Here is a 24,092-nt window from a genome sequence, read left to right as displayed (position 1 = left end):
GTCGCCGGGACCCCCCGCGACCGGTGCCGTCACCGCGGCGCGGGCACGTTCAGAGCCGCGACTTGAGAAGGTCGATGGTGCGTCGCCAGGCCTTCTCGCTGTGGCGGGCGTCGTGGACCTCAGGCCGCTGGTCGTTGAAGAACGCGTGGTGCGAGCCCGGGTAGTCGTAGACCTCGACGTCGCCGCCGGCCTCCTGGATGCCCTTGACCGCGGTCTGGATGCCCTCCGCGCGCGAGGTGCCGTCCTCCTCCGAGGCATGGATCATCGCGGACTTGTTGCCGTAGCTGCCCCACGTCGGCGACATCTTCTCCCACGGCACGGCGGGGTAGAAGCCGACCGCGACCTTGACCTCGTCGGCGAGCGCGCCGCTCCACAGGGCGAGCGAGCCGCCCATGCAGAAGCCCACGGTGCCGACCCCGTTGCCGGTGGTCTCGTCACGGCTGTCGAGGTACTGCGCCGCTCCCTGGATGTCCTTGGCCGCCCGGTCCATGGCGAGCCCCATGAGCAGGCGCTGCCCCTCGTCGGGCTCATCGGTCGTGGCGCCGTGGAAGAAGTCCGGGGCGAGGGCGACGAAACCCTCCGTGGCGAACCGGTCGGCCACGTCCTTGACGTGGTCGACGAGACCCCACCACTCCTGGACGACGATCACGCCCGGGCCGCTGCCCGACTCCGGGACGGCCAGGTAGCCGTCGCAGCTGTCCCCGTTGCTCGGAAAGGTCACCATCTCGCCCACGGGCGGGCCTCCTCGACGTCGTCGCCGGACGCGCCGGACCGTCGGCCGGGCGCACGACCGACCATTCCACGCTGGGCGCCCGGCTACACCAGCGGGGTAAGCCCTCCAGGTGGGGCGGCAGCCCCCGCGCGTCATGCTGCGCCGCCCGCGCGACGTTGACGGCGCAGGCGCTTCATCGGGGAAACGCTGTGGCGCTGCCGGGACGGCCGTCGTACGGTGCTCGGCCGTGCCTCGCCTGACGACCCGCCCGTTCACTCCCGACGACCTCGACGCCGCGGGCCGGCTGCTGGCGGCACGCCACGGCGCCCTGTGCCGTGTCGAGCCGATGTTCGACGAGCGGTACGAGGACCCGTCGACGGCCCGGGCCGAGGTGGCGGCGCTGCTCGACGCCGGCGCGACCGGCGCGGCGGCGGTCGAGGGGGACGAGCTGACCGGCTACCTGCTGGGCGGCCACCGCGAGCAGGCGTCGTGGGGGCCGAACGTCTGGGTCGAGCCGGCCGGGCACGCGGTCCGCGAGGCCGAGACGGTCCGCGACCTCTACGCCGCCGCCGCACCGGCCTGGGCGGACCAGGGCTGGGAGGCGCAGTACGCCATCGTGCCCGCGCACGACACCGCGCTCGTGGACGCGTGGTTCCGCCTCGGCTTCGGCCAGCAGCACGTCCACGGCATCCGCGAGGTCCCGGGCACCACGCCGCCCCCGCCGGCGCACCTCGTGGTCCGCGCACCGCGGCCCGAGGACGTCCCGGTGCTCGCCGAGCTCGACGTCGCCCTGCCCGCCCACCAGCTGCTGGCTCCGACCTTCGCCGCCGGTGAGGCCTTCACGGTGGACGAGGCCGTCGCCGAGTGGGAGCAGTCCTTCGACGCCGGGGGCGACGACGGCTTCTGGCACGTGGTGGTCGAGCACGCCGGGCGGGTCGTCGGTGCCGCCACGGCGTGCTCGCTGGACAAGTCGAGCGGCCATGCGGGGCTGACCCGACCGCCGCACGCCGGCTTCCTCGGCTACGCCTCGGTGCTGCCCGATGCCCGCGGCCTGGGCGCCGGTCGTGCCCTCGGCGAGGCGGTGCTCGGCTGGATCCATGACGCCGGCTTCACCTCGGCGGTCAGCGACTGGCGGGCGACCAACCTGCTGTCGTCCCGGGCCTGGACCGGCCTCGGCTTCCGGCCGTCCTTCTACCGGCTGCACCGCCGGATCGGCTACTGACTCCTAGACCCCGAACCACGGCCGGCACGCGTCGACACCTTCGACCTTGACGCCCCGGCTGCCACCGCTCGCCGCCCAGTCCGCGGCCGTCATGCGCAGGTGCACCAGCGTGTCGACGCGTTCGTCCGGGCCTTCGCGCGCCATGAGCGACACGCCGTTCGGCCGGTAGCCGAGCGACCGCGAGACACCGAGCGAGGCGTGGTTGTCGTGCCAGGCCGAGGTGACGGCCGCCAGTGCGCCGAGGTGGTCGAAGGCGAGCGACAGCACGGCCCGACGCATCGCCTTGCCGAGGCCGGAGCCGCGCACCTCGGGCACCAGCCACGACGACGTGTCGACCGTGCGCAGCGTCGGGAAGTCGTTGCCCTCCAGCTCCTGCAGCCCGAGCAGCTCGCCGTCGCGCCGCACCGCGAGGTGGAAGCGCCAGGCGTCGACCTTCCAGGTGCCGTACGACCGCCAGTACTCCATGTGCACCACCACGGCGCGGTGCAGGCCGTCCGGCACGGAGAAGCGCGTCGCGTGCGGGTCGAGCTCCAGGTCGGCCGGCAGCACCCGCACCACCTCGGCGAGGTCGTCCTCGACCAGCGGTCGGAGCTCGAGCTCTCCGACCGTGATGTGCAGGTCCAGCAGCGGCCAGTGCGGGTGCGTCACGTCACCAGGCTCCAGGCGATGCCGTCGAGGATGTCGTGCTCGGAGACCAGCACGTCGTCCACCCGGACGTTCTCGAGGACCACGGCCAGCACCAGCGCCCCGGCGCCGATGACGTCGACCCGGCCGGGGTGCATGAAGGGCAGCGCGGCGCGCTCTGCCCGGGTCATCGCTAGCAGCCGTCGCGCCACGTCGTGCACGTCGCCGGCGGAGATGCGCGAGTGGTGGATCCGGTCCCGGTCGTACGTCGGCAGGTCCAGCGCCATGGCGGCCACCGTGGTGACCGACCCGGCGAGGCCGACCAGCGTGCGTGCCTCCGCCAGTGGGACGGTCCCGCCGGCGTGCCGGACCGCGGCCTCGACGTCGGCCCGCGCCGCTGCCACCTGCTGGCCGGTCGGCGGGTCGTCGTGCAGGTGGCGCTCGGTCATCCGCACGCAGCCCACGTCGACGGACCGCGCGGCGGTCACGTCGGTGTCGCCGAGGACGAGCTCGGTGGAGCCACCGCCGATGTCGGTCACGAGGAACGGCCGCGGGTCCGACCCGGCCAGGAGCTCGCGCGTCGCGCCGGCGAAGGACAGCCGCGCCTCCTCGTCGCCGGTCACGACCTCCGGGTCGACACCCAGCCGGTGACGCACGCCCGCGACGAACTCGTCCCGGTTGTCGACGTCGCGCGAGGCCGAGGTGGCGACGAACCGGACACGCTCGGCACCGGTCGACCTGATCAGCTCGGCATAGGCGTCGCACGCGGTGAAGGTCCGTGCGAGTGCCGCCGGGGACAGCACCCCGGTCCGGTCGACGCCCTCACCGAGCCGCACGATCTCCATCCGCCGGTCGACCTCGGCGAGCGTGCCGGCAGCAGGGTCGACGTCGGCGACCAGCAGCCGGATCGAGTTGGTGCCGCAGTCGACGGCGGCCACCCGGGTCATGCGTCCGCCGGCTCGACGCAGGCCCCGCTGCGCCACCACGCGGGCAGGGCGGCCAGGGCCTCGTCCCCCAGCGGGTTGGCGCCGGGCCCCTCGGCCAGGGCATGGGCCACCAGCACGTGCAGGCACTTGACCCGGTCCGGCATGCCGCCCGCGGTCACGCCGGCGATCTCCGGCACCTCGTCGACCGCCTCGCGGGCGGCTAGGTATCGCTCGTGAGCCGCCCGGTAGGCCGCGGCCAGGTCGGGGTCCGACCCGAGCCGCTCGGTCATCTCCCGCATGGTGCCGCCCGCCTCGAGGGTCCCGACGGCCCCCGCCGCCTTGGGGCAGGTGAGGTAGTAGAGCGTCGGGAAGGGCGTGCCGTCCGGGAGCCGCGGAACAGTCTCGACCACGTCCGGCGACCCGCAGGGACAGCGGTGCGCCACGCGACGTACGCCCCGGGCCTCACGGCCGAGCTGTCGGCCGACGGCGTCGAGGTCCGCGGCGGGGACGCCCTCGGTCACGGTCAGCCCTTGCCCGCCGGCGCCCCTGCCGCCTCGACGCTGTGCCACAGGTCGGCGAACCAGGGCGCACGCTCTGCCTCGGCCCGCACCTTGGGCACCACGCCGTCGTCCGAGCGCTCCTCGTCGGCGCCGAGCACGACGTAGGACGTCTCCCCCGGCATCACGTAGTGCAGCCGCTCCCGCGCCTGGGCCTCGACGTAGGCCGGGTCGGCCCACCGCTCGCGTGCCTTGCGCAGCTCCGCGACCCGCTTCTCCTGCTCGGAGACCTCGGCGCGCAGCTGACCGATGTCGCTGCGCTGGGCGAGGTACTCCCGCAGGGGATAGGCGAGCGAGATCGCGAGCATGCAGACGACGAGCGCGAGCATCGCCGCCCGGCCCGTGAGGTTGGGCCGGTCGCGGACGACCTCGTCCGGCTCGTCCTCCCCTGTGGTCGGCGGCACGGTCGCGGGACCCTGCCTCAACCGCCGTGCCGCGGGAAGGCGGCCCGGCCGGCGTAGCGGGCGGCGTCGTCGAGCTCTTCCTCGATGCGCAGCAGCTGGTTGTACTTCGCGACCCGCTCGGAGCGCGCCGGGGCGCCGGTCTTGATCTGGCCGCAGTCGGTGGCGACGGCGAGGTCGGCGATCGTGGTGTCCTCGGTCTCGCCGGACCGGTGGCTCATCATGCAGCGGAATCCGTTGCGGTGGGCCAGGTCGACCGCGTCGAGGGTCTCGGTCAGCGTGCCGATCTGGTTGACCTTGACCAGCAGGGCGTTGGCCGCCGACTCGCGGATGCCCCTCGCCAGCCGCTCCGGGTTGGTGACGAACAGGTCGTCACCGACGATCTGGACCCTGCTCCCGAGGCTGCCGGTCATCGCCGTCCAGCCGGGCCAGTCCTCCTCGCTCATCGGGTCCTCGACGGACACCAGCGGGTAGGCGTCGACCAGCTCGGCGTAGTAGGCCGCCATCTGCTCGGAAGACTTCGTCGCGCCCTCGAAGGTGTACTGGCCGGCGTCGGCGTCGTAGAACTCGGTGGCCGCGACGTCGAGCGCCAGGCCGATGTCTTCGCCGAGACCGAAGCCGGCCTTCTCGACCGCGACGCCGATCAGGTCGAGCGCCTCGCGGTTGTTCGGCAGGTCCGGCGCAAAGCCGCCCTCGTCACCGAGGCCGGTCGCCAGCCCCTTCTCCTTCAGCACCGACTTGAGCGCGTGGTAGACCTCGGCGCCCCACTGCAGCGCCTCGCGGAACGTCGCGGCGCCGACCGGGGCGACCATGAACTCCTGGACGTCGACCCCGGTGTCGGCGTGGGCGCCACCATTGAGGATGTTCATCATCGGCACCGGCAGCAGGTGCGCGTTGGGGCCGCCGACGTAGCGGAACAGCGGCAGCTCGGCCGACTCGGCCGCGGCCCGCGCCACGGCCAGCGATACCCCGAGGAGCGCGTTGGCGCCGAGCCGGGACTTGGTGGGGGTGCCGTCGAGATCGATCAGTGCCTGGTCGACGAGGCGCTGCTCGCTGGCCTCGAAGCCGACGAGGGCCGGGCCGATCTCGTCGAGGACGCTCAGGACCGCCTTGTCGACGCCCTTGCCGCCGTAGCGCTTGCTGTCGCCGTCACGCAGCTCGACAGCCTCGAACTGGCCGGTGCTCGCCCCGCTGGGCACCGCGGCACGCGCGATGGTGCCGTCGTCGAGGGCCACCTCCACCTCGACGGTGGGGTTGCCGCGCGAGTCGAGGATCTCGCGTGCTCCGACGGCGTCGATGCTCGCCACTGCCGTGCTCCGTTCACCGGATGGGGTGCCGGCGCCCCCTACTGAGGCGGGCGCCTGTCGGGTCCACTGCTGTACGTCGTCAGGCTACCGGCGATCACGTCACGCCCTCCGGACCGCCCCGCCGGGCCGAGCACGGCCGGTCGGGTGTCGGCACCGCTGGGTAGCGTGACCGATCAGGACTGCCCCGGTGGTTCGCGGGGCTCGCAACGGACGGGTGATCAGCCGTGGCTTACGTGGTTGCACAGCTGGACGAGATCGAGGAGCTGGACGACGCCGGCTGCACCTACCGGCCGATCCGGCACCACCTGGGTGTCACCGCGTTCGGGGTGACGGCATGGACCGCCCGTGCGGCAGGCGACGTCGTCGTCAGCGGGCACGACGCGGGCGACCCCACCGCCGACCAGGAGCTTTTCCTGGTCCTGGGCGGCCACGCGGTGTTCGAGGTCGACGGGGAGCGGGTCGACGCACCGGTGGGCACTCTGGTCTGCGTCCCGCCCCGCACGACGCGGTCGGCCACCGCCCAGGAGGACGGGACGACCGTCCTCGCGGTGGAAGGCACCCCGGGCCGGTCCTACGCGGCACGTGGTTGGGAGCTCTGGGCACCGCTCGCGCCCCTCTACGCGGCCGGCCAGCACGCCGAGGTGGCGGACCGACTGACCGCGATCGTCGTGACGAGCCCGCAGTACCCCATGCTGTTCTTCAACCTGGCCTGCTGCGAGAGCCTCACCGGTCGGACCACCGATGCGCTGGACCACCTCCGGCGGGCGATCGAGCTGTCCGAGGAGTTCCGCCGGGCCGCGGAGCACGACTCCGACCTCGACCCGATCCGGGACGACCCGGCGTTCGAAGAGCTGCTCAGCAGTCGCCGGGAAGGAGCCGGCACCAGGTTCACGCGGGACGACGACCTGGCCGGCGCGGAGTTCGTCGGCGTGAGCCTGCGCGGCGCCCGGATCACCGAGAGCGACCTCTCCGGGGCCGTCATGCGTGGCGTCGAGGTCGCGCGGATGGACATCGACGCGCCGTGGCTCCCGCACGGCGGCCACCTGCGGGTCAACGGCGTCGACGTGATCCCCTTCGTCGAGGCGGAGCTGGACCGACGGTTCCCGGGCCGGGCCGACCGACGGGCCGCCGACCCGGAAGGCCTGCGCGCGGCCTGGGTCGCGCTCGAGCCCGCGTGGGCCGCGACCGTCGCCCGCGCAGAGGCCATGCCCGCCGGCACGGTCGACGTGTCCGTCGGGGGCGAGTGGTCCTTCGCGCAGACGCTGCGGCACCTGGTCATGGCGACGGACATCTGGCTGGGTCGCTCGATCCTGGAGCTCGAGCAGCCCTACCACCCGCTCGGCCAGGTCTTCGACGGCGCCGAGGACGAGGGCTTCGACATGTCGGTCCTCACGACCGAGCAGCCGTCGTGGACCGACGTGCTCGAGGCGCGGGCCGGCCGGGTGGCCATGGTCCGTGAGTTCCTGGCCACCGTGACGCCGGACGACCTGGACACGCCGCGCCGCAACCCGTGGGCGCCCGGCGAGCCCGAGACCACCCGCTCCTGCCTGCACGTCATCCTCGAGGAGGAGTGGGAGCACCTGCGCTTCGCCACCCGCGACCTGGACGCGATCGAGGCCGGCGCGACCATCGTGGCCGGCTCGACCACCTGACCACCCGCCCCGCCAGGGCACGGTCCAGGTCAGAGACCGAGCAGGTGGCGCAGGTGGCGCGCGGCGGGCGAGCCGTGCGACAGCAGCTCGTCGTGGCGCTCCCGGGCCGTGGTCCCGGGCCTGGCCCCGGCCAGGTCGCGTGCCAGGTCGCGCACCTCGAGGTAGCCGACGAAGTACGTCGAGAGCTGGGCACTGGTCAGCTGCGCCCGCCGCCACTTGCCGGCCGCCTCGCCCTCCTCCTGGTGGCCGCGCCGCGTCATCAGCCTCATCGCCTCGTCCTCGGTCATGCCGTGCGCGTGCACCCGGGCGTCGAGGATGGCGTTGATGGTCATCCGCAGCTGCATCTTCAGCTGCTGCATGCGCAGCGCGTCGCCCAACCCCTCGGCCTCGCGGTAGCCCGCGTCGATCATGAGCTCCTCGGCGTAGACCGCCCAGCCCTCGACGAAGGACCCGCTCCACAGCGCCTTGCGCACCGGCACCTCGGACTCGTAGCGCGCGTTGTGCGCCAGCTGCTGCACGTGTCCCGGCATCGCCTCGTGGACGGTCAGGTTGTGCAGCATGTGCGCGTTGTACTCGCGGAAGAACGACCGCACGCGCTCCTCCGACCAGTCCGACGGCGTCGGCGACACGGCGAAGTAGGTCGGCAGCGGCGCGGTCTCGAGCGGGCCGGGCGGGTCGCAGTAGGCGACCGCGACGCCACGGTGGATCTCCGGCATCACGATGACCTCGACCGGGTCGTCATAGACGGTGACCAGGTCGTGCGCGCGCACGAAGTCGGTCGTCTCGGCCATGGCGGCCACGCACAGCCCGACGATCGTGTCGTCGTCGACCGCACCGTCGACCGCCAGCCGGTCCAGCACCCGGCGCACCCGGCCGTCGGGGTCGCCGTCGTCGAGCCGGGCCGCTGTCTCGGCGATGCGGTCCTCCAGCTCCTCGAGCTGGCCCTCCGCGCGGGCGAGCACCGAGTCGGCGGCCGCCTCGGTGTCGAGGGTGAGGGCCAGCTTCCGGCCGTACGTCGCGGCACCCAGCCGGGGGTCGCGGCCGGCGCCGTCGAGCCGGCTCTCCAGCCAGCCGATGTGCTCGTCGATCGCCTCCAGGGCCGCCTGACGGGCCGGCTCGACCTCGGCCCGGCGCCCCGGCTCGCGGCCGAGCGCACGCTCCAGCTCGGTCGCCAGCAGGGTGCGGGTGCCGGTGAACTGCCCGATCGCCGTCTCCACGTGCACCCGGGGCATGTCCTGCAGCGACCCGCGGGCCGTGACCAGCCGCTCCGGCACCGCCGCGAGCCGGCCGGCGACCGAGCGCAGCCGGTCGCCCAGCGGCGCGAAGTCCCGCGCCAGCAGGACGTAGACCGCGGTGCCGGGGTTGGCCACGAGGGGGTCCCACTCGTGGGCGCGCAGCTCCTCGATCTCGAACCGGCGCAGCTCCAGCGCGTTGCGCAGGATCGCCACGTCGGCCTGCTGCGCGGCGGTCAGCCCCGCGGCGTCCAGGCCGTCCAGGGCCCGCACCCGCCGGGCGGCCCACTGCGCCTCGTCCGCCAGCGCCTCGGCGGACTGGTCACCCAGGCGCGCGTCGTGCCGGTGGTCGCCCAGCGTCGTGGCCGCCTCGGGGTGCCGGGCGAGCAGCTCGTCCAGGGTCTGCCGGGCGATCGCGGTGAACTCGCCGCCGGCGTGCGGTGCGTCGGTCTCGGTCACCCGCGCGACCCTAGCCCGGTGACGCCTCGGCTTCGCGACCCCGTTCCGCCAGGCGCACCCGCTCGCTGAACCGTCGGGCCGCTGCCCGCAGCTCCGCCTCCGCGTCCAGGCCCTCGGCCTGCGCAGCCGCGACCAGCTCCATCAGTCGAGAGCCCAGCCCGTCGTCGTCCCCCGGTGGCACGGCAACTCCGTGCGAGGCGGCGCGGTGCATCAGCTTGGCCGCGAGCGCCAGCGCCGGCAGGGCGGTCGGCACGCCGTCGACGGCGGACTCGCGCCCCTTTTCCGCCGCCTTCCGCGCGTGCCACCCGGCCTCGACGTCGGCCGCCGTCGTGGCGCCCGCCTCGGGCCCGAAGACGTGCGGGTGCCGTCGCACCAGCTTGGCCACGATGCCCGACGCGACGTCGTCGACCGACCAGCCGTCCTCGGCGTGCTCCTCCGCGATGCGCGAGTGGAAGACCACCTGGAGCAGCAGGTCGCCGAGCTCCTCGCGCAGGTGGTGCCGGTCGCCGGTCTCGATCGCCTCGAGCGTCTCGTAGGTCTCCTCGAGCAGGTACGTCGTCAGCGACTCGTGCGTCTGCTCCGCGTCCCACGGGCAGCCGCCCGGCGACCGCAGCCGGTCCATCGTGGCCACCAGGTCGAGCAGCGCCGCCCCCGGCAGGTCGTAGGAGGCCGGGAGCATCTCCAGCTCGACCGGCGTGCCGGTCGCGACCAGCTCCGCGAGGGTCCGGCCGAGCTCGGGGTCGCCGTCCCGGCCGACCAGCCACACAGCCGTCCCGGCGGCGGCGTCGTCCACGAGGCGGGCGGCGAGCGACCGGGCGTCGGCACCGGCCTCGCGACGTACCACCTGGCCCTGGGCCTCCACGTAGGGCGTCAGCGGGTGGCCCTCGGCGGCCGCGACCGACGAGGCCGCGGCGAGCACGGCCCACGCGTCGGCGGTCAGCAGGCCCGGCGCGACCCGCGGCGACGTCGAGAGCAGGACCAGCCGGGACCGGCGGTCCGCGCGGTCAGGAGCCGTCGGACCCGCCCGGGTCGAGGGGCGTGGCGAGGCCGCCGCTGACCAGCGGGGTGATTCCCCTCCTGGCGCTCCACGAGCCGTAGCGCGGATTGACCTCGATGTCGAGGTCCTCGCCCGCCTTGGTCAGCTGGTCCTGGACCTCGACCAGCACCTGCTGCGACTCGGGGTCGGCGGTGTCGAGGGGACCGCCGCCGACCTCCTCGGCGATGGCGTTGAAGAGCAGCCGGTCCTTGACCCACCGCTCGACGCCGCTCGGCGGCAGGATCGTGGGCTGCTGCCGGCTGTTGGCCAGGGTGCGGACCAGGCCGCGCCGGCCGCCGAAGCTCTCGAAGAGGTCGTCCCGCTCGGCGGCGACCCTGCCGTCCGGCACCCGGACGCCGTTGTCCCGCGCCACCTCGTCGAGGACCTCGGAGATGATCATCGACTGGAGGATGCCGACCTGGGCCTTCTGCGGGTCACCGCCGGGGATGATCCTCAGGTACTCGTCGGTCGCGTCCTGCAGCTCGCTGACCGGGATCGCCTGGCCGTTGACGACGGCGGCCGCGCCGAGCCGCGGGTCCGAGCAGCCGCTCAGCAGCAGGGCAGCGGCGCAGGCCAGCCCGGCGGCAGCCGTGCGCCGGCGTCGGCCTGCGGTGCGGATCGTGCTCATCAGGGTCCCGCGTCCTTCGTTGTCGACTGGCTGGTCGGCTGGTCCAGCAGCACCGCGTCGACCAGGTCGCGGCACCAGGCGAGGAGCTCGACGTCGGTCAGCGGCCGGCCACCGACCCGGGCGGTCGACGGCCTCGGCACCAGGATGGTACGGACCGCGGGCTTGACCAGCGAACCCGGGTAGAGCCGCTGCAGGCGCAGCTGCTGGCTCTCACGGAGCTCCACGGGGGCGAACCGGACGTTGCGGCCGGCCAGCGCGACCTCGCCCAGCCCGGCCCGCCTGGCCAGGGTGCGGAACCGGGCAACGGCCATCAGGTTGAGCACCGGCTGCGGGAGCTCGCCGTAGCGGTCCGCCAGCTCGGCCCCTACCGCCTCGAGGTCCTCCTCGGAGCCCACGGCCGCCAGCTTGCGGTAGGCCTCCAGCCGGAGCCGCTCGCCCGGGATGTAGTCGTGCGGCAGGTGGGCGTCGACCGGCAGCTCGACCTTGACGTCCCGCAGCACCTCGGTGCCCTCGCCCTTGAAGTCGGCGACCGCCTCCCCCACCAGGCGCACGTAGAGGTCGAAGCCGACCGCGGCGATGTGGCCGGACTGCTCGCCGCCGAGCAGATTTCCGGCGCCGCGGATCTCGAGGTCCTTCATCGCGATCCACATGCCGGCACCGAGGTCGCTGTGCGCGGCCATGGTCGCCAGGCGGTCGTGCGCGGTCTCGGTCAGCGGCTTCTCCGGCGGATAGAGCAGATAGGCGTACGCCCTCTCGCGGCTGCGGCCGACCCGGCCGCGGAGCTGGTGCAGCTGCGACAGGCCCATCACGTCGGCCCGCTCGAGGATCAGCGTGTTGGCGTTGGAGATGTCCAGGCCGCTCTCGACGATCGTGGTGCACACCAGGACGTCGAAGCGCTTCTCCCAGAAGTCGAGCACGACCTGCTCCAGGGCGTGCTCGTTCATCTGACCGTGCGCGCTGGCGATGCGCGCCTCCGGCACCAGGTCGCGCAGCCGGGCAGCGGCGCGGTCGATCGACTCGACCCGGTTGTGGATGTAGAAGATCTGGCCCTCGCGCAGCAGCTCCCGCCGGACCGCCGCTGCGATCTGCTTCTCGTCGTACGGCCCGACGAAGGTCAGGACCGGGTGCCGCTCCTCGGGCGGGGTGAGGATCGTCGACATCTCGCGGATGCCGGTGACCGCCATCTCCAGCGTGCGCGGGATGGGGGTGGCGGACATGGTGAGGACGTCCACGTTGGTGCGCAGGTGCTTGAGCTGCTCCTTGTGCTCGACCCCGAAGCGCTGCTCCTCGTCGACGATGACCAGACCGAGGTCCTTGAACTGCACCTCGGACGAGAGGAGGCGATGGGTGCCGATGACCACGTCGAGGCTGCCGTCGCGGAGGGCGGCCTTGACCTCGTTCGCCTCCTTGTCGGTCTGGAAGCGGGAGAGCGCGGCCACGTTGACCGGGAAGCTGGCGTAGCGCTCGGCGAAGGTCGACAGGTGCTGGTTGACCAGCAGGGTGGTCGGCACGAGGACGGCGACCTGCTTCCCGTCCTGCACCGCCTTGAAGGTTGCGCGTACCGCGATCTCGGTCTTGCCGTAGCCGACGTCGCCGCACACGATGCGGTCCATGGGGACGGTCTTCTCCATGTCGGCCTTGACCTCGTCGATCGCACCGAGCTGGTCGGGGGTCTCGTGATAGGGGAACGCGTCCTCGAGCTCGCGCTGCCACGGGGTGTCGGGGCTGAAGGCGAAGCCGGGCGCCGACGTCCGGGCGGCGTAGAGCCGGATCAGCTCGGCCGCGATCTCCTTGACCGCCTTGCGGGCCCGGCCCTTGGCCTTCTGCCAGTCGGCGCCACCGAGGCGGTGCAGAGCCGGCTGCTCGCCGCCGACGTAGCGGGTGACCTGGTCGAGCTGGTCGGTCGGGACGAAGAGCCGGTCGCCGGGCTGACCGCGCTTGGAGGGGGCGTACTCGATGACGAGGTACTCGCGCGTGGCGTCCTGCACGGTGCGCTGCACCATCTCGACGTAGCGGCCGACCCCGTGCTGCTCGTGGACGATGAAGTCGCCGGTCTTGAGCTGCAGCGGGTCCACCGTGTTGCGCCGGCGACTGGGCATCCGGCGCATGCCGCGGGTCGACGGGCCGGCCTGTCCGAGCAGGTCGGTCTCGGTGAGGACCACGAGGCGCATCGACTCGCTGGCGAAGCCCCGGACCAGGCAGGCGCACGCGACGTGCACGACCGCGGCGTCGGGCACGTCGTCGAGCGACTCGTCGAGCCGGGCCGGCACGTCGTCGCCGGCGAGCACCTCGACGATGCGCTGGGCCGAGCCGTGGCCCTCGGTGAGCATGACGACCCGGTAGCCGTCACCCAGCCAGCCCTTGACGTCGGCCAGCGCTCGCGCCGTGTCGCCGCGGTAGCCCTCGGCGGACCGGGCGCCGACGAGCGAGGTCTGCTCGTCCTCGGTCGCCTCGTCGGCGGCGAAGGGGCTCATCGACCACCACGGCATGCCGAGTTGGCCGGCCCGGGCCCGCACGTCAGCCAGGCTGCGGTACGCAGCCGCGCCGAGGTCGATGGGGGTCGCCGCACCGGCCGCGGCGTTGGCCCATGACGCCTCGAGGAACTCCTTGCTGGTGTCGACCAGGTCGTGCGACCGGGTCCGGACCCGCTCCGGGTCCTGGACGACGACTAGCGACCCCTCGGGCAGCGAGTCCAGCAGCAGCTCCATGTCGTCGACCAGGACCGGCGCCAGCGACTCCATGCCCTCGACGGGGATGCCCTCGGCGAGCTGGCCGAGCACGTCGGCCAGCCCGGGGTGCTGCTCGGCCAGCGCACCCGCCCGCTCCCGCACCTCGTCGGTCAGGAGCAGCTCGCGGCACGGCGGTGCCCACAGGCCGTGCTCGGCGACCTCGAGCGAGCGCTGGTCGGCGACCTTGAACCAGCGCACCTCCTCAACGGTGTCGCCCCACAGCTCGACCCGCAGCGGGTGCTCGTCGGTCGGCGGGAACACGTCGACGATGCCGCCCCGGACCGCGAACTCGCCGCGCCGCTCGACGAGGTCGACCCGGGTGTAGGCCGCGGCGGCGAGCCGCTCCACCAGGTCCTCGAGGTCCACCTCGTCGCCCGCCCGCAGGGCCACCGGCACCAGGTCGCCCAGCCCGGAGACCAGCGGCTGCAGGACGGCCCGCACCGGCGCCACGACGACCTGCACCGGGCCGTGCTCGGCGTCGGCGGCGTCCGGGTGGGCCAGCCGGCGCAGGACGGCCAGCCGGCGGCCCACGGTGTCGCTGCGCGGGCTGAGCCGCTCGTGCGGCAGCGTCTCCCAGGCCGGGAGCTCCACCACCGACTCGGCCGGCAGCAGGTCACGCAGCGCCGTCGCGAGCTCCTCCGCCTCACGCCCGGTGGCGGTCACCGCGAGCACGGTGCGATCGGCGCGGCTCGCCAGCGCGGCCAGCGCGAACGGGCGGATCCCCGGCGGCGCCGTGAGGTCGAGGTCGGACCGCGCGTCCGACCGCGCCGTCTCCACGGCGGCCCGCAGGGCGGGGTCACCCGTCTGGGGGTCGAGCAGGACGTCGACCAGTCCGGTCAGGCTCACTCGGGCAGGCTCCTCGGTGCGGAAGGGGCCGTGCACCGGTGTCTGCTGGGCATGGTGCACGACGACCGCCCCGGATCCGCGTTGCGGCGGCCGGGGTGGAGCCCCAGCCTACGTGGCGCCTCCGACGGTCGCCGCGGTTGAGTAACCGTCACTCATGCCGGTCCGGTGGGCGGGCTCGATGCTGGATCTCATGACCACCACCTCCGTGTACTCGTCCGACCCCACCTCGCCGCAGGCTCGGTACATCGCGGCCCGGATCCGTGCCGGCCGGCGCCTCGCAGCGCGCCACGTGGCCGCGCAGACCGCCCGTACCGCGCTCGACGCGAGCCTGCGCGCGACTTCGGCACCGGTGCGCTGGTGAGCCTGCAGCCGGACGACCTGCTGACCATCACCCGGCATGCGAGGCTGGCGGCGGTCCTGACCGCCCTGACCTCGCTCGGGGTCCCCGACGCCCTCGCCAAGGGTCCGCTCGACGCCGACGCGGTCGCCGAGCACGTGGGAGCGCATCCGGACCGGGTGAGCCGCCTCCTGCGGGCGGCCGCGAGCGAGGGTGCCCTCGACGTCAGCGAGGGCGGCTACGCGCTCACGGCGTTCTCCCGGCAGCTGCGCAGCCACGGCGAGAGCACGATGGGCGCGATGCTGGTCGGCTGGTCGATGCTGCGGGTCGGCCAGGTCGCGCTCGCCCACCTCGACGACGCGGCCCGGACCGGCACGAGCGGCGTGGAGGCCGCCTTCGGCCGGTCCTTCCACTCCTACCTGGAGGCCCACCCGGGCCAGGCGCAGCGCTACCGGACGGCGATGGAGTCCACCGTGGACAGCTTCACCGCCGGCGCGCGGGCGTACGACTTCTCCCAGTTCGACACGGTGGTCGACGTCGGCGGCGGTCTCGGCGGCCTGCTCGTCGCCGTGATCCGCGAGCATCCCGGCGTACGAGGAGTGCTCCTCGACCTCCCCCAGGTCGTTGCAGCCGCTCCCACGGCCCTGGCCCGGCACCCCGAGCGCGACCGGGTCGAGGTCGTGGCCGGCGACATGTTCCACGACCTGCCGTGCGGCGCCGACGCCTACGTCTACTCGACCGTCCTGCGGTGCCTCGACGACGACGCCTGCATCGAGGCGCTCCGGGCGTGCGCCCGCGCCGCCAGCCCCGGAGGCCGGGTCCTCGCGGTCGAGATGGTCCTGCCGGAGGGCGTACCGCCGTCGCCGTCAGGCCTGGCCGATGTGTACGCGATGGCGGTCTACGGCGGCAAGGACCGGACCGAGGCGCAGTGGACCGACCTGATGACCCGCGCCGGATTCGAGAAGCCGAGCTTCCAGCCGGTCCACGGCCCGTTCGTCATCGTCGACGCGACCGTCGCCGAGCCGGGGGCCGGACGATGACCTACCTGCTCGGCGACCTGGCCTCCGAGACCGAGCGGCTGAGGTTGCAGTCGCTCGTCTGGGAGCCGGCCGGGCGCCGGCTGCTGCGCCTGCTGGGCGACGGTGCCGGGTCCAGGGTGCTCGACATCGGTTGCGGGGCGATGGGCTGGCTGCGGCTGCTGTCGGACTGGGTCGGCCCGTCGGGCTCCTGCACGGGCACCGATGTGGCCGCCGGCCTGCTTGCGCAGGCGCAAGATCTCGTGGCGGCCGAGGGTCTGCGCAACGTCGCTCTCGTCGACGACGACCTGTTCGACAGCCAGCTGCCGGAAGGAGCCTTCGACCTGGTCCACGCGCGGTTCCAGCTCGCCCCGCTGGGCTGCGCAGCCGAGCAGCTGACGGCGTACCGCCGGCTCCTGCGGCCGGGTGGCGTGCTCGTGCTGGAGGACCCGGACAGCTCCTCATGGGCCTACTCGCCCGAGGCACCACGGACCGCGGAGCTGATCGGGCTCGTGCGCGACGCGTTCCGCGCGGCGGGCGGCGACTTCGACGCCGGGCACGCTGCCGTCCACCTGCTCGCCGGCGACGGCCTCTACCCCACGTCGCGGGTGGAGCACGTGGAGCTGGCCGAGGGGCATGCCTACCTGCGGCTTCCGCTGCAGTTCGCCGCGTCGCTCCGGCCCAGGCTCGAGCAGCTCGTCCCCACGCCGGACCTGGACCGGTTGCTCGCGGACAGCGCCGCCGAGATCGAGCGGCCCGGCACCCGTGGCGAAACGTTCACCCTGGTGCAGACCTGGGCGACGGTGCCCTAGTGGCTGCAGCTCGGCGCCGATGGCATCCTGCAAATCTCGGGCCGGCCGGCTGAGGTCTCGGATCCCGGTCGGCCCGGTCCGCATCGCACCGGCGGCACCTATCGTCGACGGCATGGATGCGGTCGACGAGCAGGCGGCCCTGCGCGCCGACGTGCGTCGGCTGGGCAACCTGCTCGGGGAGTCGCTGGTCCGCCAGGAGGGACCGGAGCTGCTGGCTCTCGTGGAGCAGGTGCGCCGGCTCTCGCGCGACCACAGCAGCGCGGACCTCGCGGCGCTCCTGGAGAGCGTCGAGACCGACACCGCGGCCCGGCTGGTGCGCGCCTTCGGGACGTACTTCCACCTCGCCAACGTCACCGAGCAGGTGCACCGGGCCCGCGAGATGCGCGCCGAGCGCGCGGCCAAGGGTGGCTGGCTCAGCCAGACCGCGGAACGGGTGCGGGCGGCCGGCATCTCCGCACCCGAGGTCGCCGAGCTGGTCGGCCGGCTCGCGGTCCGCCCGGTGTTCACCGCGCACCCGACCGAGGCCGCCCGCCGCTCCATCCTGTCGAAGCGGCGACGGGTGGCCGAGCTCCTCGACGCGACGGACGACCCGCGTGCCGACCGGCGCATCGCCGAGGTCATCGACCTGCTCTGGCAGACCGCGGAGCTGCGCCTGGACCGGCCGGAGCCCCTGGACGAGGCCCGCAACGCGGCCTACTACCTCGACGAGCTGATGCTGCACACCGTCGCCGACGTGCTGGAGGAGCTCGCCGACGAGCTGGCCGGCCTGGGCGTCGAGCTGCCGACAACCTCGCGGCCGCTGACCTTCGGCAGCTGGATCGGCGGCGACCGCGACGGCAACCCCAACGTCACGCCGGAGGTCACCCACGACGTCCTCGTGCTGCAGCACGGTCACGCGCTGCGCGACCTGATCAGCGTCATCGACGACCTCATGCAGGACCTCTCGACGTCAGCCCAGCTCGCCGGCGCCAGCACCGAGCTGCTGGCGAGCATCGACCGCGACCTCGCGATCCTGCCCGACCTCGACCCCCGGGTGCGGCGGATCAACGCGGACGAGCCCTACCGGCTCAAGGGGAGGTGCGTGCAGCTGAAGCTGGCGCACACCCGCGACCGGATCGCGCGCGGGTCGGCGCACCGTCCCGGTCACGACTACCTCGGGTCGGCGGACCTGCTCGCCGACCTCACGCTGATGCGCGACTCGCTGGTGGCGCACCGCGGCGGGCTCGCGGCCAGCGGCCGGATGGACCGGCTCATCCGCACCGTCGCGACCTTCGGACTGCACCTGGCCACCCTCGACGTGCGCGAGCACGCCGACGCGCACCACCATGCGCTCGCGCAGCTCTTCGACCGCCTGGGAGAGCTGTCGTGGCGCTACGCCGACCTGCCGCGGGCCAACCGGCTGGAGCTGCTGCGCAAGGAGCTCGCGGGACGGCGCCCGCTCACGCCGCAGCCGGCCCAGCTGGACGAAGCGGGGGCGCGCACGCTGGCGGTGTTCGCGACGGTGCGCGAGTCGCTGGACACCCTGGGGCCGGAGGTGTGCGAGAGCTACATCGTGTCGATGACGCGCGGGGCCGACGACGTGCTGGCCGCGGTGCTGCTGGCGCGGGAGGCGGGGCTGGTCGACCTGTCCAGCGGCCTGGCCCGGATCGGCTTCGTGCCGCTGCTCGAGACGGTGGACGAGCTGCGCGAGGCCGGGCGGGTGCTGAACGACCTGCTGGCCGACCCGTCCTACCGCCAGCTGGTGCGGCTGCGCGGCGATGTCCAGGAGGTGATGCTCGGCTACTCCGACTCCAACAAGGAGGCCGGCATCGCGACCTCCCAGTGGGAGATCCACCGGGCCCAGCGACAGCTGCGCGACGTGGCGGTCCAGACGGGCGTACGGCTGCGGGTCTTCCACGGCCGCGGCGGCACCATCGGCCGCGGCGGCGGCCCGACGCACGACGCGATCCTCGCCCAGCCCTGGGGCACTCTCGACGGCGAGATCAAGGTGACCGAGCAGGGCGAGGTCATCAGCGACAAGTACTCGCTGCCCGCTCTCGCGAGGGAGAACCTCGAGCTCACGCTCGCAGCGACCCTCGAGGCCACCCTGCTGCACCGCGAGCCGCGGATCACCGACGCCGTGCTCGCCCGGTGGGACGACGTGATGGACGGGCTGTCCGCCGAGGCGCAGGGGGCCTACCGGGGCCTGGTCGAGCACCCTGACCTGCCGGCCTACTTCGTGCAGTCGACGCCCGTCGAGCTGCTCACCGACCTCAACATCGGGTCCCGGCCGTCACGACGCCCGGACTCCGGCGCCGGGCTGAGCGGGCTGCGCGCCATCCCGTGGGTCTTCGGCTGGACCCAGTCGCGCCAGGTCGTGCCGGGCTGGTACGGCGTCGGCACCGGTCTCGCCGCCGTCCGCGCGGCCGGACTCGGTGACGTGCTGGACGAGATGTACGACGGGTGGCACTTCTTCCGGACCTTCCTGTCCAACGTCTCGATGACGCTGGCCAAGACCGACCTCGGCATCGCGGCGCACTACGTCGAGTCGCTCGTCGACTCAGACCTGCGCCACGTGTTCGACCTGGTGCGCGCCGAGCACGACGTGACGGTGCGCGAGGTCCTGGCGGTCACCCGTGAGGGCACCCTGCTCGGGTCCAACCCGATGCTGGCCCGCACCCTGCAGGTCCGCGACGCCTACCTCGACCCGATCAGCTTCCTGCAGGTGTCGTTGCTCCGCCGGTGGCGCGACACGTCGGCCGAGGACGCCGAGCCGGACCCGCAGCTGCGGCAGGCCCTGCTGCTCACCGTGAACGGCGTCGCCGCCGGCCTGCGCAACACCGGCTGAGCACGCTCGGCGTCCTAGGCGGTCCGCGGGCGGGCACCCGGCCCGAGGCGTCCGACGACCTCGCGGGTGCCGCGGACGTCGTGCCCGGCACCGCAGCGCAGCACCATGTCGACCCGCCCACCGCAGCCGCGGTGCTCGAACTCGGTGGCCGGCCCGGCCTCGTCGCCGAGGTAGCGGTCACCCCACTGCTGGAGCGCGACCAGCACCGGGTACAGGTCGATCCCCTTGTCGGTGAGGCGGTACTCGAGCCGCTGGCGCTGGCCGGGTTCGCGGTAGGGCTCCCGGCGGAGGATGCCCTGCGTCACCAGTCGGTCGAGACGGTCCGTGAGCACCTGACGGGGGATGGCCGTGCGCACCGTCATCTGGTCGAAGCGCCGGATGCCGCTCATCACCTCGCGGAGGATCACCAGCGACCAGCGGTCCCCCACGACCTCGGCGGCGCGCTCGATCGTGCAGCCCTCGCTCGACCACTGCAACGCCTCGGGCTGGGTCATCGGCTGCTCCTGCGTCGAGATGAGTTCACTTGACAGACTCAGAGTCTAGCCCCATGTTGGGTCCATGTTGCGAACTCAGGTACGTCCGGCCGGTCCCGGCGACGCGGCGGCGCTGCACGACCTGCTGGCCGGGCTGTCGCCGGAGTCCGGCTACCGGCGGTTCCTCGTCGGTGTCGGGGCTCCGTCGGCGCGCATGGTCGCTGCGCTGCTGAGGCGGGATCCCACGCACGGCGCGTGGGTCTGCACGGCCGGCGGCCGGCTGGTCGGGCACGCGATCTGGGGGGCCGACGACGGGGCGGCCGAGCTCGGGGTCGTGGTGACCGACGCCTGGCAGCGCCGAGGGGTCGGCCGGTCGCTGACGGCCGCGGCCGCAACGGAGGCGCGTGCCCACGGCCTGTCCGACGTGCGCATGCACGTGCACGCCAGGAATCGCAGCCTGGTCCGGCGCCTGAGCACCGGCGCCACCGATGCCGTGCTGGCCGACGGCATGGTCACGGTCACCCGGCCGCTCGTCGACCTGCTCGGCGATCCCTCCCCCGCACCAGGTGCTGTCGAGCCGTGGACCGGTGCGGGTCAGGTGTTGAAGGTGTTCTGGGCCCGCTCCAAGCCGTGGGCGACCAGGGCTTCGACGGCGTCGGCGGCCCGGTCGACCTGGTAGTCGAGCTCCTTGCGCTCCGTACCGCTGAAGTCGCGCAGCACGAACGTCGCGGGGTCCATCCGACCGGGCGGGCGGCCGATGCCTATCCGAACCCGGTTGAAGTCGCCCGAGCCGATCGACCGGCGCACCGACTTCAGGCCGTTGTGCCCGTTGTCGCCGCCGCCCAGCTTGAGTCGGAGGCCCCCGAACGGCAGGTCGAGCTCGTCGTGCACGACCACCAGCCGCTCCAGCGGCACCTTGAAGAAGTCGAGCAGGCCGGACACCGGACCGCCGGAGTCGTTCATGTAGGACCGCGGCTTGGCCAGCACCACCCGGACGCCTCCGAGCCGACCCTCGAGGATCTCGGAGCGCGTCTTGTGCGCCTTGAAGCGGCCCGACATCCGCTCGGCGAGCAGGTCGACGACGAGGAAGCCGACGTTGTGCCGGTTCGCGGCGTAGGCCGGGCCGGGGTTGCCGAGCCCCACGACCAGCCAGCTGCCGGAGCCCTCCGGCGCCTCCCGGCCGCCGGCGGGCTCCCGCGACCGGCGCGGCCGCAGCAGGCTCAGCTGTCGCCCTTGTCCTCGGCCGACTCGCCCTCGGCAGCCTCGCCACCGGGCTGGGCAGTCGCGCCCTCGCCCTCGCCGTCGCCCTCGGCTGCAGCCTCGGCCTCGGCGGCCTGCTCCTCGTCGGTGACCTCGTGGACGATGCCGACCTCGGCCTCGGCTTCGGCGAGCTCCGCCTCGAGCTGCTCGGCCGTCGGGGCGGCGGTGACGTTGACGACCAGGGCGTCCTCGTCGGTGACCAGGGTGACGCCGTCGGGCAGCGTCACGTCCTTGGCGTGGATCTGGTCGGCGACACCGAGGCCCTCGACGGAGACGTCGACGCCGGTCGGGATGTTGGTCGCCTCGGCTTCGACCGACAGCGTCGTGGTGTCGAGGTTGACCAGGGTCTCGGGCGCGGCCTCACCGGTGAGGTGGATGCCTATCTCGACCGTGACCTTCTCGCCGCGACGCACGACCACCAGGTCGACGTGCTCGAGGAAGCCCTTGATCGGGTCGCGCTGCACGTCCTTGGGCAGGGCGAGCTCGTCCTTGCCCTCGATGTCGAGGGTGAGCAGGACGTTCGCCGTCTTGAGGGCGAGCATGAGCTCGTGGCCCGGCAGCGAGATGTGCCGCGGGTCGGTGCCGTGGCCGTACAGCACGGCGGGCACCCGGTTGGACCGACGGATGCGGCGGGCGGCGCCCTTGCCGAACTCGGTGCGTGACTCGGCGACGATACGGACCTCGGACACGGCGACAGGCTCCTCGGGACGACTTCAGGTACGGCGATCGTGTGGCGTGCGGGTGATGCGGTGGTCGGCGCACGGCGGGGCGGCTTCTCGGACCACCGCGTCGATCACGGAGACCCTGGTGGAGACCGCTGACAAGCAGCGGATCCGGGCTTCCCTCGCCGGGCAACTGCGGCAGTCTAGCCGCGCGCCGGTGCGCGCCCCAAACCGGTGGTACGTCGCCGAGGTGATGCGTCGGTCACATCGGCGAGCCGGTCGGCTGCGAGCGGCGGGCCGGACGGCTCAGCTGTGGCCGTCGAACAGGCTGGTGACCGAACCGTCGTCGAAGACCTCGCGGATGCCACGGGCGATCAGCGGGGCGATCGAGAGCACGGTGAGCTTGTCGAAGCGCTGCTCCTCGCTGATCGGCAGCGTGTCGGTGACGACGACCTCGCTGATTCGGCTGTTCTTGAGCCGGTCGACGGCCGGCTCCGAGAGCACCGCGTGGGTGGCCGCGACGATGACGTCGGCGGCCCCGGCCTCGAACAGCGCGTCGGCGGCCTTGGTGATCGTGCCGCCGGTGTCGATCATGTCGTCCTGGAGGATGCAGGTCTTGCCGGCGACCTCACCCACGACCCGGTTGGCCTTGGCCTCGTTCGGCACGTTGGGGTCACGGGTCTTGTGGATGAACGCGAGCGGCGCGCCGCCGAGGGTCTCCGACCAGCGCTCCGCGAGCCGCAGCCGGCCGGCGTCCGGCGAGACGACGGCGACATTCTTGCGGTCGATGCGCCGGTTGACGTGCGAGGCGAGCAGGGGCAGCGCGAACAGGTGGTCGACCGGGCCGTCGAAGAAGCCCTGGATCTGCGCGGTGTGCAAGTCGACCGCCATCAGACGGTTGGCGCCGGCGGCCCGGAAGAAGTCGGCCATCAACCGGGCGCTGATCGGCTCGCGCCCGCGGTGCTTCTTGTCCTGCCGGGCGTAGCCGTAGAACGGGGTCACGACCGTGATGCGCTTGGCGGACGCGCGCTTGAGCGCGTCGGTCATGATGAACTGCTCCATCAGCCACTTGTTGAGCGGGAACGGGTGGCTCTGGATGACGAAGGCGTCGCAGCCCCGGACCGACTCCTTGTAACGGACGAAGATCTCGCCGTTGGCGAAGTCGTAGGCCGTCGTCGGCGTGAGCTCGATGCCGAGCTCCTCCGCGACCGCCTCGGCGAGCTCGGGATGAGCCCGGCCGGAGAAGAGCATCAGCTTCTTCTCACCGGTGGTCTTGATGAAGCTCATGCGTCCGACCCCTCCTCGTGCCGCGCGTCCGCTCGCGGCGCCTCGCCCTGCCCGGCCTGCGCTGAGTGCCCGGCCTGCCCTGTGTGCTCGGCCTGCCCTGATTGCTCGGCCTGCTCCGCGGCCGCGGCCGTGCGGGTGCCCTTGCGTCGCCGAGCCACCCAGCCGGCGATGTTCCGCTGCCGGCCACGGGCCACGGCGAGCTCCCCCGGGCCGACCCGCTCGGTGACCGTCGAGCCCGCCGCGACGTACGCCCCGTCGGAGACCTCCACCGGCGCGACGAGCACCGAGTCGCTGCCGACGAAGGCGTGCCGCCCGACCACGGTCCGGCCCTTGGCGACGCCGTCGTAGTTGGCCACGATCGTCCCCGCCCCGATGTTGGCGCCCTCGCCGATCGTCGCGTCGCCGACGTAGGACAGGTGCGGCACCTTGGCGCCGTCTCCGACGTCGGACGCCTTGATCTCGACGAAGCCGCCGGCCTTCGCGCCGCGGCCGAGCCGGGTCCCGGGGCGCAGGAAGGTGTACGGCCCGACGGTGGCGTCGGGCCCGACCACAGCGCCGTACGACGTCGCGTTGCTCACCCGGGCACCGGCGCCGACCTCGGTGTCGACGATGAGGCAGCTGGGGCCGACGACGGCGCCGGTCGCGACCGTCGTGCGGCCACGGAGCAGGGTGTTGGGCTCGAGGACCACGTCGCGCTCGAGGGTGACGTCGACGTCGACCCAGGTCGTCGCCGGGTCGACGACCGTGACACCCGCGCGCATCCAGCGCTCGACGGTGCGGCGGTTGAGCTCGCGGTGCAGAGCGGCGAGCTGCACCCGGTCGTTGACGCCCTCGACCGCCCAGGTGTCCTGCACGGCCAGCGCGCCGACGCGAGCGCCGTCGGCCACCGCGTGCGCGACGACGTCGGTCAGGTAGAGCTCGCCCTGGGCATTGTCGGTGTCGAGACGGGCCAGGCCGGAGCGCAGGGTCTCGGCGTCGAACGCGTAGACACCCGAGTTGACCTCGCGGACCGTCCGCTGCTCCTCGGTGGCGTCCTTCTGCTCGACGATGCCGACGACCTGGTCGTCGTCGCCGCGCAGCACCCGGC

22 protein-coding genes are annotated in these 24,092 nt (G+C 73.4%); 7 read left to right on the top strand and 15 right to left on the bottom strand.

Going from position 1 to position 24,092, the window contains the following annotated elements; translation table 11 throughout:
* Positions 1–49: 49 nt before the first annotated feature.
* The gene (locus tag VK640_03865; protein HTE72325.1) at positions 50–724 is read right to left on the bottom strand and encodes a dienelactone hydrolase family protein; all 675 of its coding nucleotides are present in this window, start codon (positions 722–724) and stop codon (positions 50–52) included.
* 235 nt (positions 725–959) lie between these two features.
* On the opposite strand from VK640_03865, the gene VK640_03860 reads away from it, so the two are divergent.
* Complete coding sequence (locus tag VK640_03860; protein ID HTE72324.1) at positions 960–1,934, top strand: GNAT family N-acetyltransferase; 975 nt, start codon at positions 960–962, stop codon at positions 1,932–1,934.
* 3 nt (positions 1,935–1,937) lie between these two features.
* Here VK640_03860 and VK640_03855 read toward each other — a convergent pair whose 3' ends face one another.
* Genes VK640_03855 through eno form a run of 5 tightly spaced genes read right to left on the bottom strand, consistent with a single transcriptional unit; the run spans position 1,938 to position 5,749 of the window.
* Complete coding sequence (locus VK640_03855; GenBank protein HTE72323.1) at positions 1,938–2,582, bottom strand: GNAT family protein; 645 nt, start codon at positions 2,580–2,582, stop codon at positions 1,938–1,940.
* A complete protein-coding gene (locus tag VK640_03850) occupies positions 2,579–3,505 on the bottom strand; it encodes a Ppx/GppA phosphatase family protein (protein HTE72322.1) in 927 nt (308 codons plus the stop codon). Before VK640_03850 ends, VK640_03855 begins: the two co-directional genes overlap by 4 nt.
* Positions 3,502–4,005, bottom strand: coding sequence for a DUF501 domain-containing protein (locus tag VK640_03845; protein ID HTE72321.1), 504 nt, complete (start codon positions 4,003–4,005; stop codon positions 3,502–3,504). The genes VK640_03850 and VK640_03845 overlap by 4 nt, the downstream gene beginning before the upstream one ends.
* Before the next feature lie 2 nt (positions 4,006–4,007).
* The gene (locus tag VK640_03840; protein ID HTE72320.1) at positions 4,008–4,445 is read right to left on the bottom strand and encodes a septum formation initiator family protein; all 438 of its coding nucleotides are present in this window, start codon (positions 4,443–4,445) and stop codon (positions 4,008–4,010) included.
* A 17-nt stretch (positions 4,446–4,462) separates the two neighbouring features.
* Positions 4,463–5,749 carry a phosphopyruvate hydratase gene (eno, locus tag VK640_03835; protein HTE72319.1) on the bottom strand — a complete coding sequence of 429 codons (1,287 nt, stop codon included), beginning with the start codon at positions 5,747–5,749 and terminating at the stop codon, positions 4,463–4,465.
* 224 nt (positions 5,750–5,973) lie between these two features.
* Between eno and VK640_03830 the strand changes: the two genes are divergently transcribed.
* Positions 5,974–7,401, top strand: a complete 1,428-nt coding sequence (locus VK640_03830; GenBank protein HTE72318.1) for a DinB family protein — start codon at positions 5,974–5,976, stop codon at positions 7,399–7,401.
* A 29-nt stretch (positions 7,402–7,430) separates the two neighbouring features.
* Here VK640_03830 and VK640_03825 read toward each other — a convergent pair whose 3' ends face one another.
* Genes VK640_03825 through mfd form a run of 4 tightly spaced genes read right to left on the bottom strand, consistent with a single transcriptional unit; the run spans position 7,431 to position 14,274 of the window.
* Entirely contained in the window at positions 7,431–9,092 is a 1,662-nt protein-coding gene (locus VK640_03825; protein HTE72317.1) for a DUF885 domain-containing protein, read from the bottom strand.
* Between the two features lie 10 nt (positions 9,093–9,102).
* Positions 9,103–10,074 (bottom strand): MazG family protein, encoded by a 972-nt coding sequence (locus tag VK640_03820; GenBank protein ID HTE72316.1) that lies wholly within the window; start codon positions 10,072–10,074, stop codon positions 9,103–9,105.
* 22 nt (positions 10,075–10,096) lie between these two features.
* Complete coding sequence (locus tag VK640_03815; protein HTE72315.1) at positions 10,097–10,756, bottom strand: hypothetical protein; 660 nt, start codon at positions 10,754–10,756, stop codon at positions 10,097–10,099.
* Positions 10,756–14,274, bottom strand: a complete 3,519-nt coding sequence (mfd, locus tag VK640_03810) for a transcription-repair coupling factor (protein HTE72314.1) — start codon at positions 14,272–14,274, stop codon at positions 10,756–10,758. The genes VK640_03815 and mfd overlap by 1 nt, the downstream gene beginning before the upstream one ends.
* Positions 14,275–14,521: 247 nt before the next feature.
* Between mfd and VK640_03805 the strand changes: the two genes are divergently transcribed.
* The 4 genes from VK640_03805 (at position 14,522) to ppc (ending at position 19,323) form a co-directional block, all read left to right on the top strand.
* Complete coding sequence (locus VK640_03805) at positions 14,522–14,692, top strand: hypothetical protein (GenBank protein ID HTE72313.1); 171 nt, start codon at positions 14,522–14,524, stop codon at positions 14,690–14,692.
* Positions 14,689–15,708, top strand: a complete 1,020-nt coding sequence (locus VK640_03800) for a methyltransferase (GenBank protein ID HTE72312.1) — start codon at positions 14,689–14,691, stop codon at positions 15,706–15,708. Before VK640_03805 ends, VK640_03800 begins: the two co-directional genes overlap by 4 nt.
* Positions 15,705–16,496 (top strand): methyltransferase domain-containing protein, encoded by a 792-nt coding sequence (locus VK640_03795; GenBank protein ID HTE72311.1) that lies wholly within the window; start codon positions 15,705–15,707, stop codon positions 16,494–16,496. The genes VK640_03800 and VK640_03795 overlap by 4 nt, the downstream gene beginning before the upstream one ends.
* A 112-nt stretch (positions 16,497–16,608) precedes the next feature.
* Positions 16,609–19,323: a phosphoenolpyruvate carboxylase gene (ppc, locus tag VK640_03790; protein HTE72310.1), complete on the top strand. Its 2,715-nt coding sequence runs from the start codon at positions 16,609–16,611 to the stop codon at positions 19,321–19,323.
* A gap of 14 nt (positions 19,324–19,337) precedes the next feature.
* Here ppc and VK640_03785 read toward each other — a convergent pair whose 3' ends face one another.
* Entirely contained in the window at positions 19,338–19,817 is a 480-nt protein-coding gene (locus VK640_03785) for a helix-turn-helix domain-containing protein (GenBank protein HTE72309.1), read from the bottom strand.
* Between the two features lie 64 nt (positions 19,818–19,881).
* Between VK640_03785 and VK640_03780 the strand changes: the two genes are divergently transcribed.
* Positions 19,882–20,475, top strand: a complete 594-nt coding sequence (locus VK640_03780) for a GNAT family N-acetyltransferase (GenBank protein ID HTE72308.1) — start codon at positions 19,882–19,884, stop codon at positions 20,473–20,475.
* On the opposite strand, the gene pth is transcribed toward VK640_03780, so the two are convergent.
* The 4 genes from pth to glmU all read right to left on the bottom strand — a co-directional run.
* Positions 20,391–20,939: an aminoacyl-tRNA hydrolase gene (gene pth, locus VK640_03775; protein HTE72307.1), complete on the bottom strand. Its 549-nt coding sequence runs from the start codon at positions 20,937–20,939 to the stop codon at positions 20,391–20,393. The genes VK640_03780 and pth overlap by 85 nt on opposite strands.
* A gap of 77 nt (positions 20,940–21,016) precedes the next feature.
* The gene (locus VK640_03770) at positions 21,017–21,745 is read right to left on the bottom strand and encodes a 50S ribosomal protein L25/general stress protein Ctc (protein ID HTE72306.1); all 729 of its coding nucleotides are present in this window, start codon (positions 21,743–21,745) and stop codon (positions 21,017–21,019) included.
* 279 nt (positions 21,746–22,024) lie between these two features.
* Positions 22,025–23,005: a ribose-phosphate diphosphokinase gene (locus tag VK640_03765; protein HTE72305.1), complete on the bottom strand. Its 981-nt coding sequence runs from the start codon at positions 23,003–23,005 to the stop codon at positions 22,025–22,027.
* Positions 23,002–24,092: bifunctional UDP-N-acetylglucosamine diphosphorylase/glucosamine-1-phosphate N-acetyltransferase GlmU (glmU, locus tag VK640_03760; protein HTE72304.1), on the bottom strand; the 1,091-nt coding region annotated here is incomplete at its 5' end. The genes glmU and VK640_03765, both read right to left, overlap by 4 nt.

It is taken from the genome of Actinomycetes bacterium, from assembly GCA_035489715.1.
In the GTDB taxonomy this organism is placed as follows: Bacteria; Actinomycetota; Actinomycetes; order JACCUZ01; family JACCUZ01; genus DATHAP01.
The sequence above is the reverse complement of the archived record's forward strand: the minus strand, read 5'-3'. Positions and strand labels throughout refer to the sequence as shown.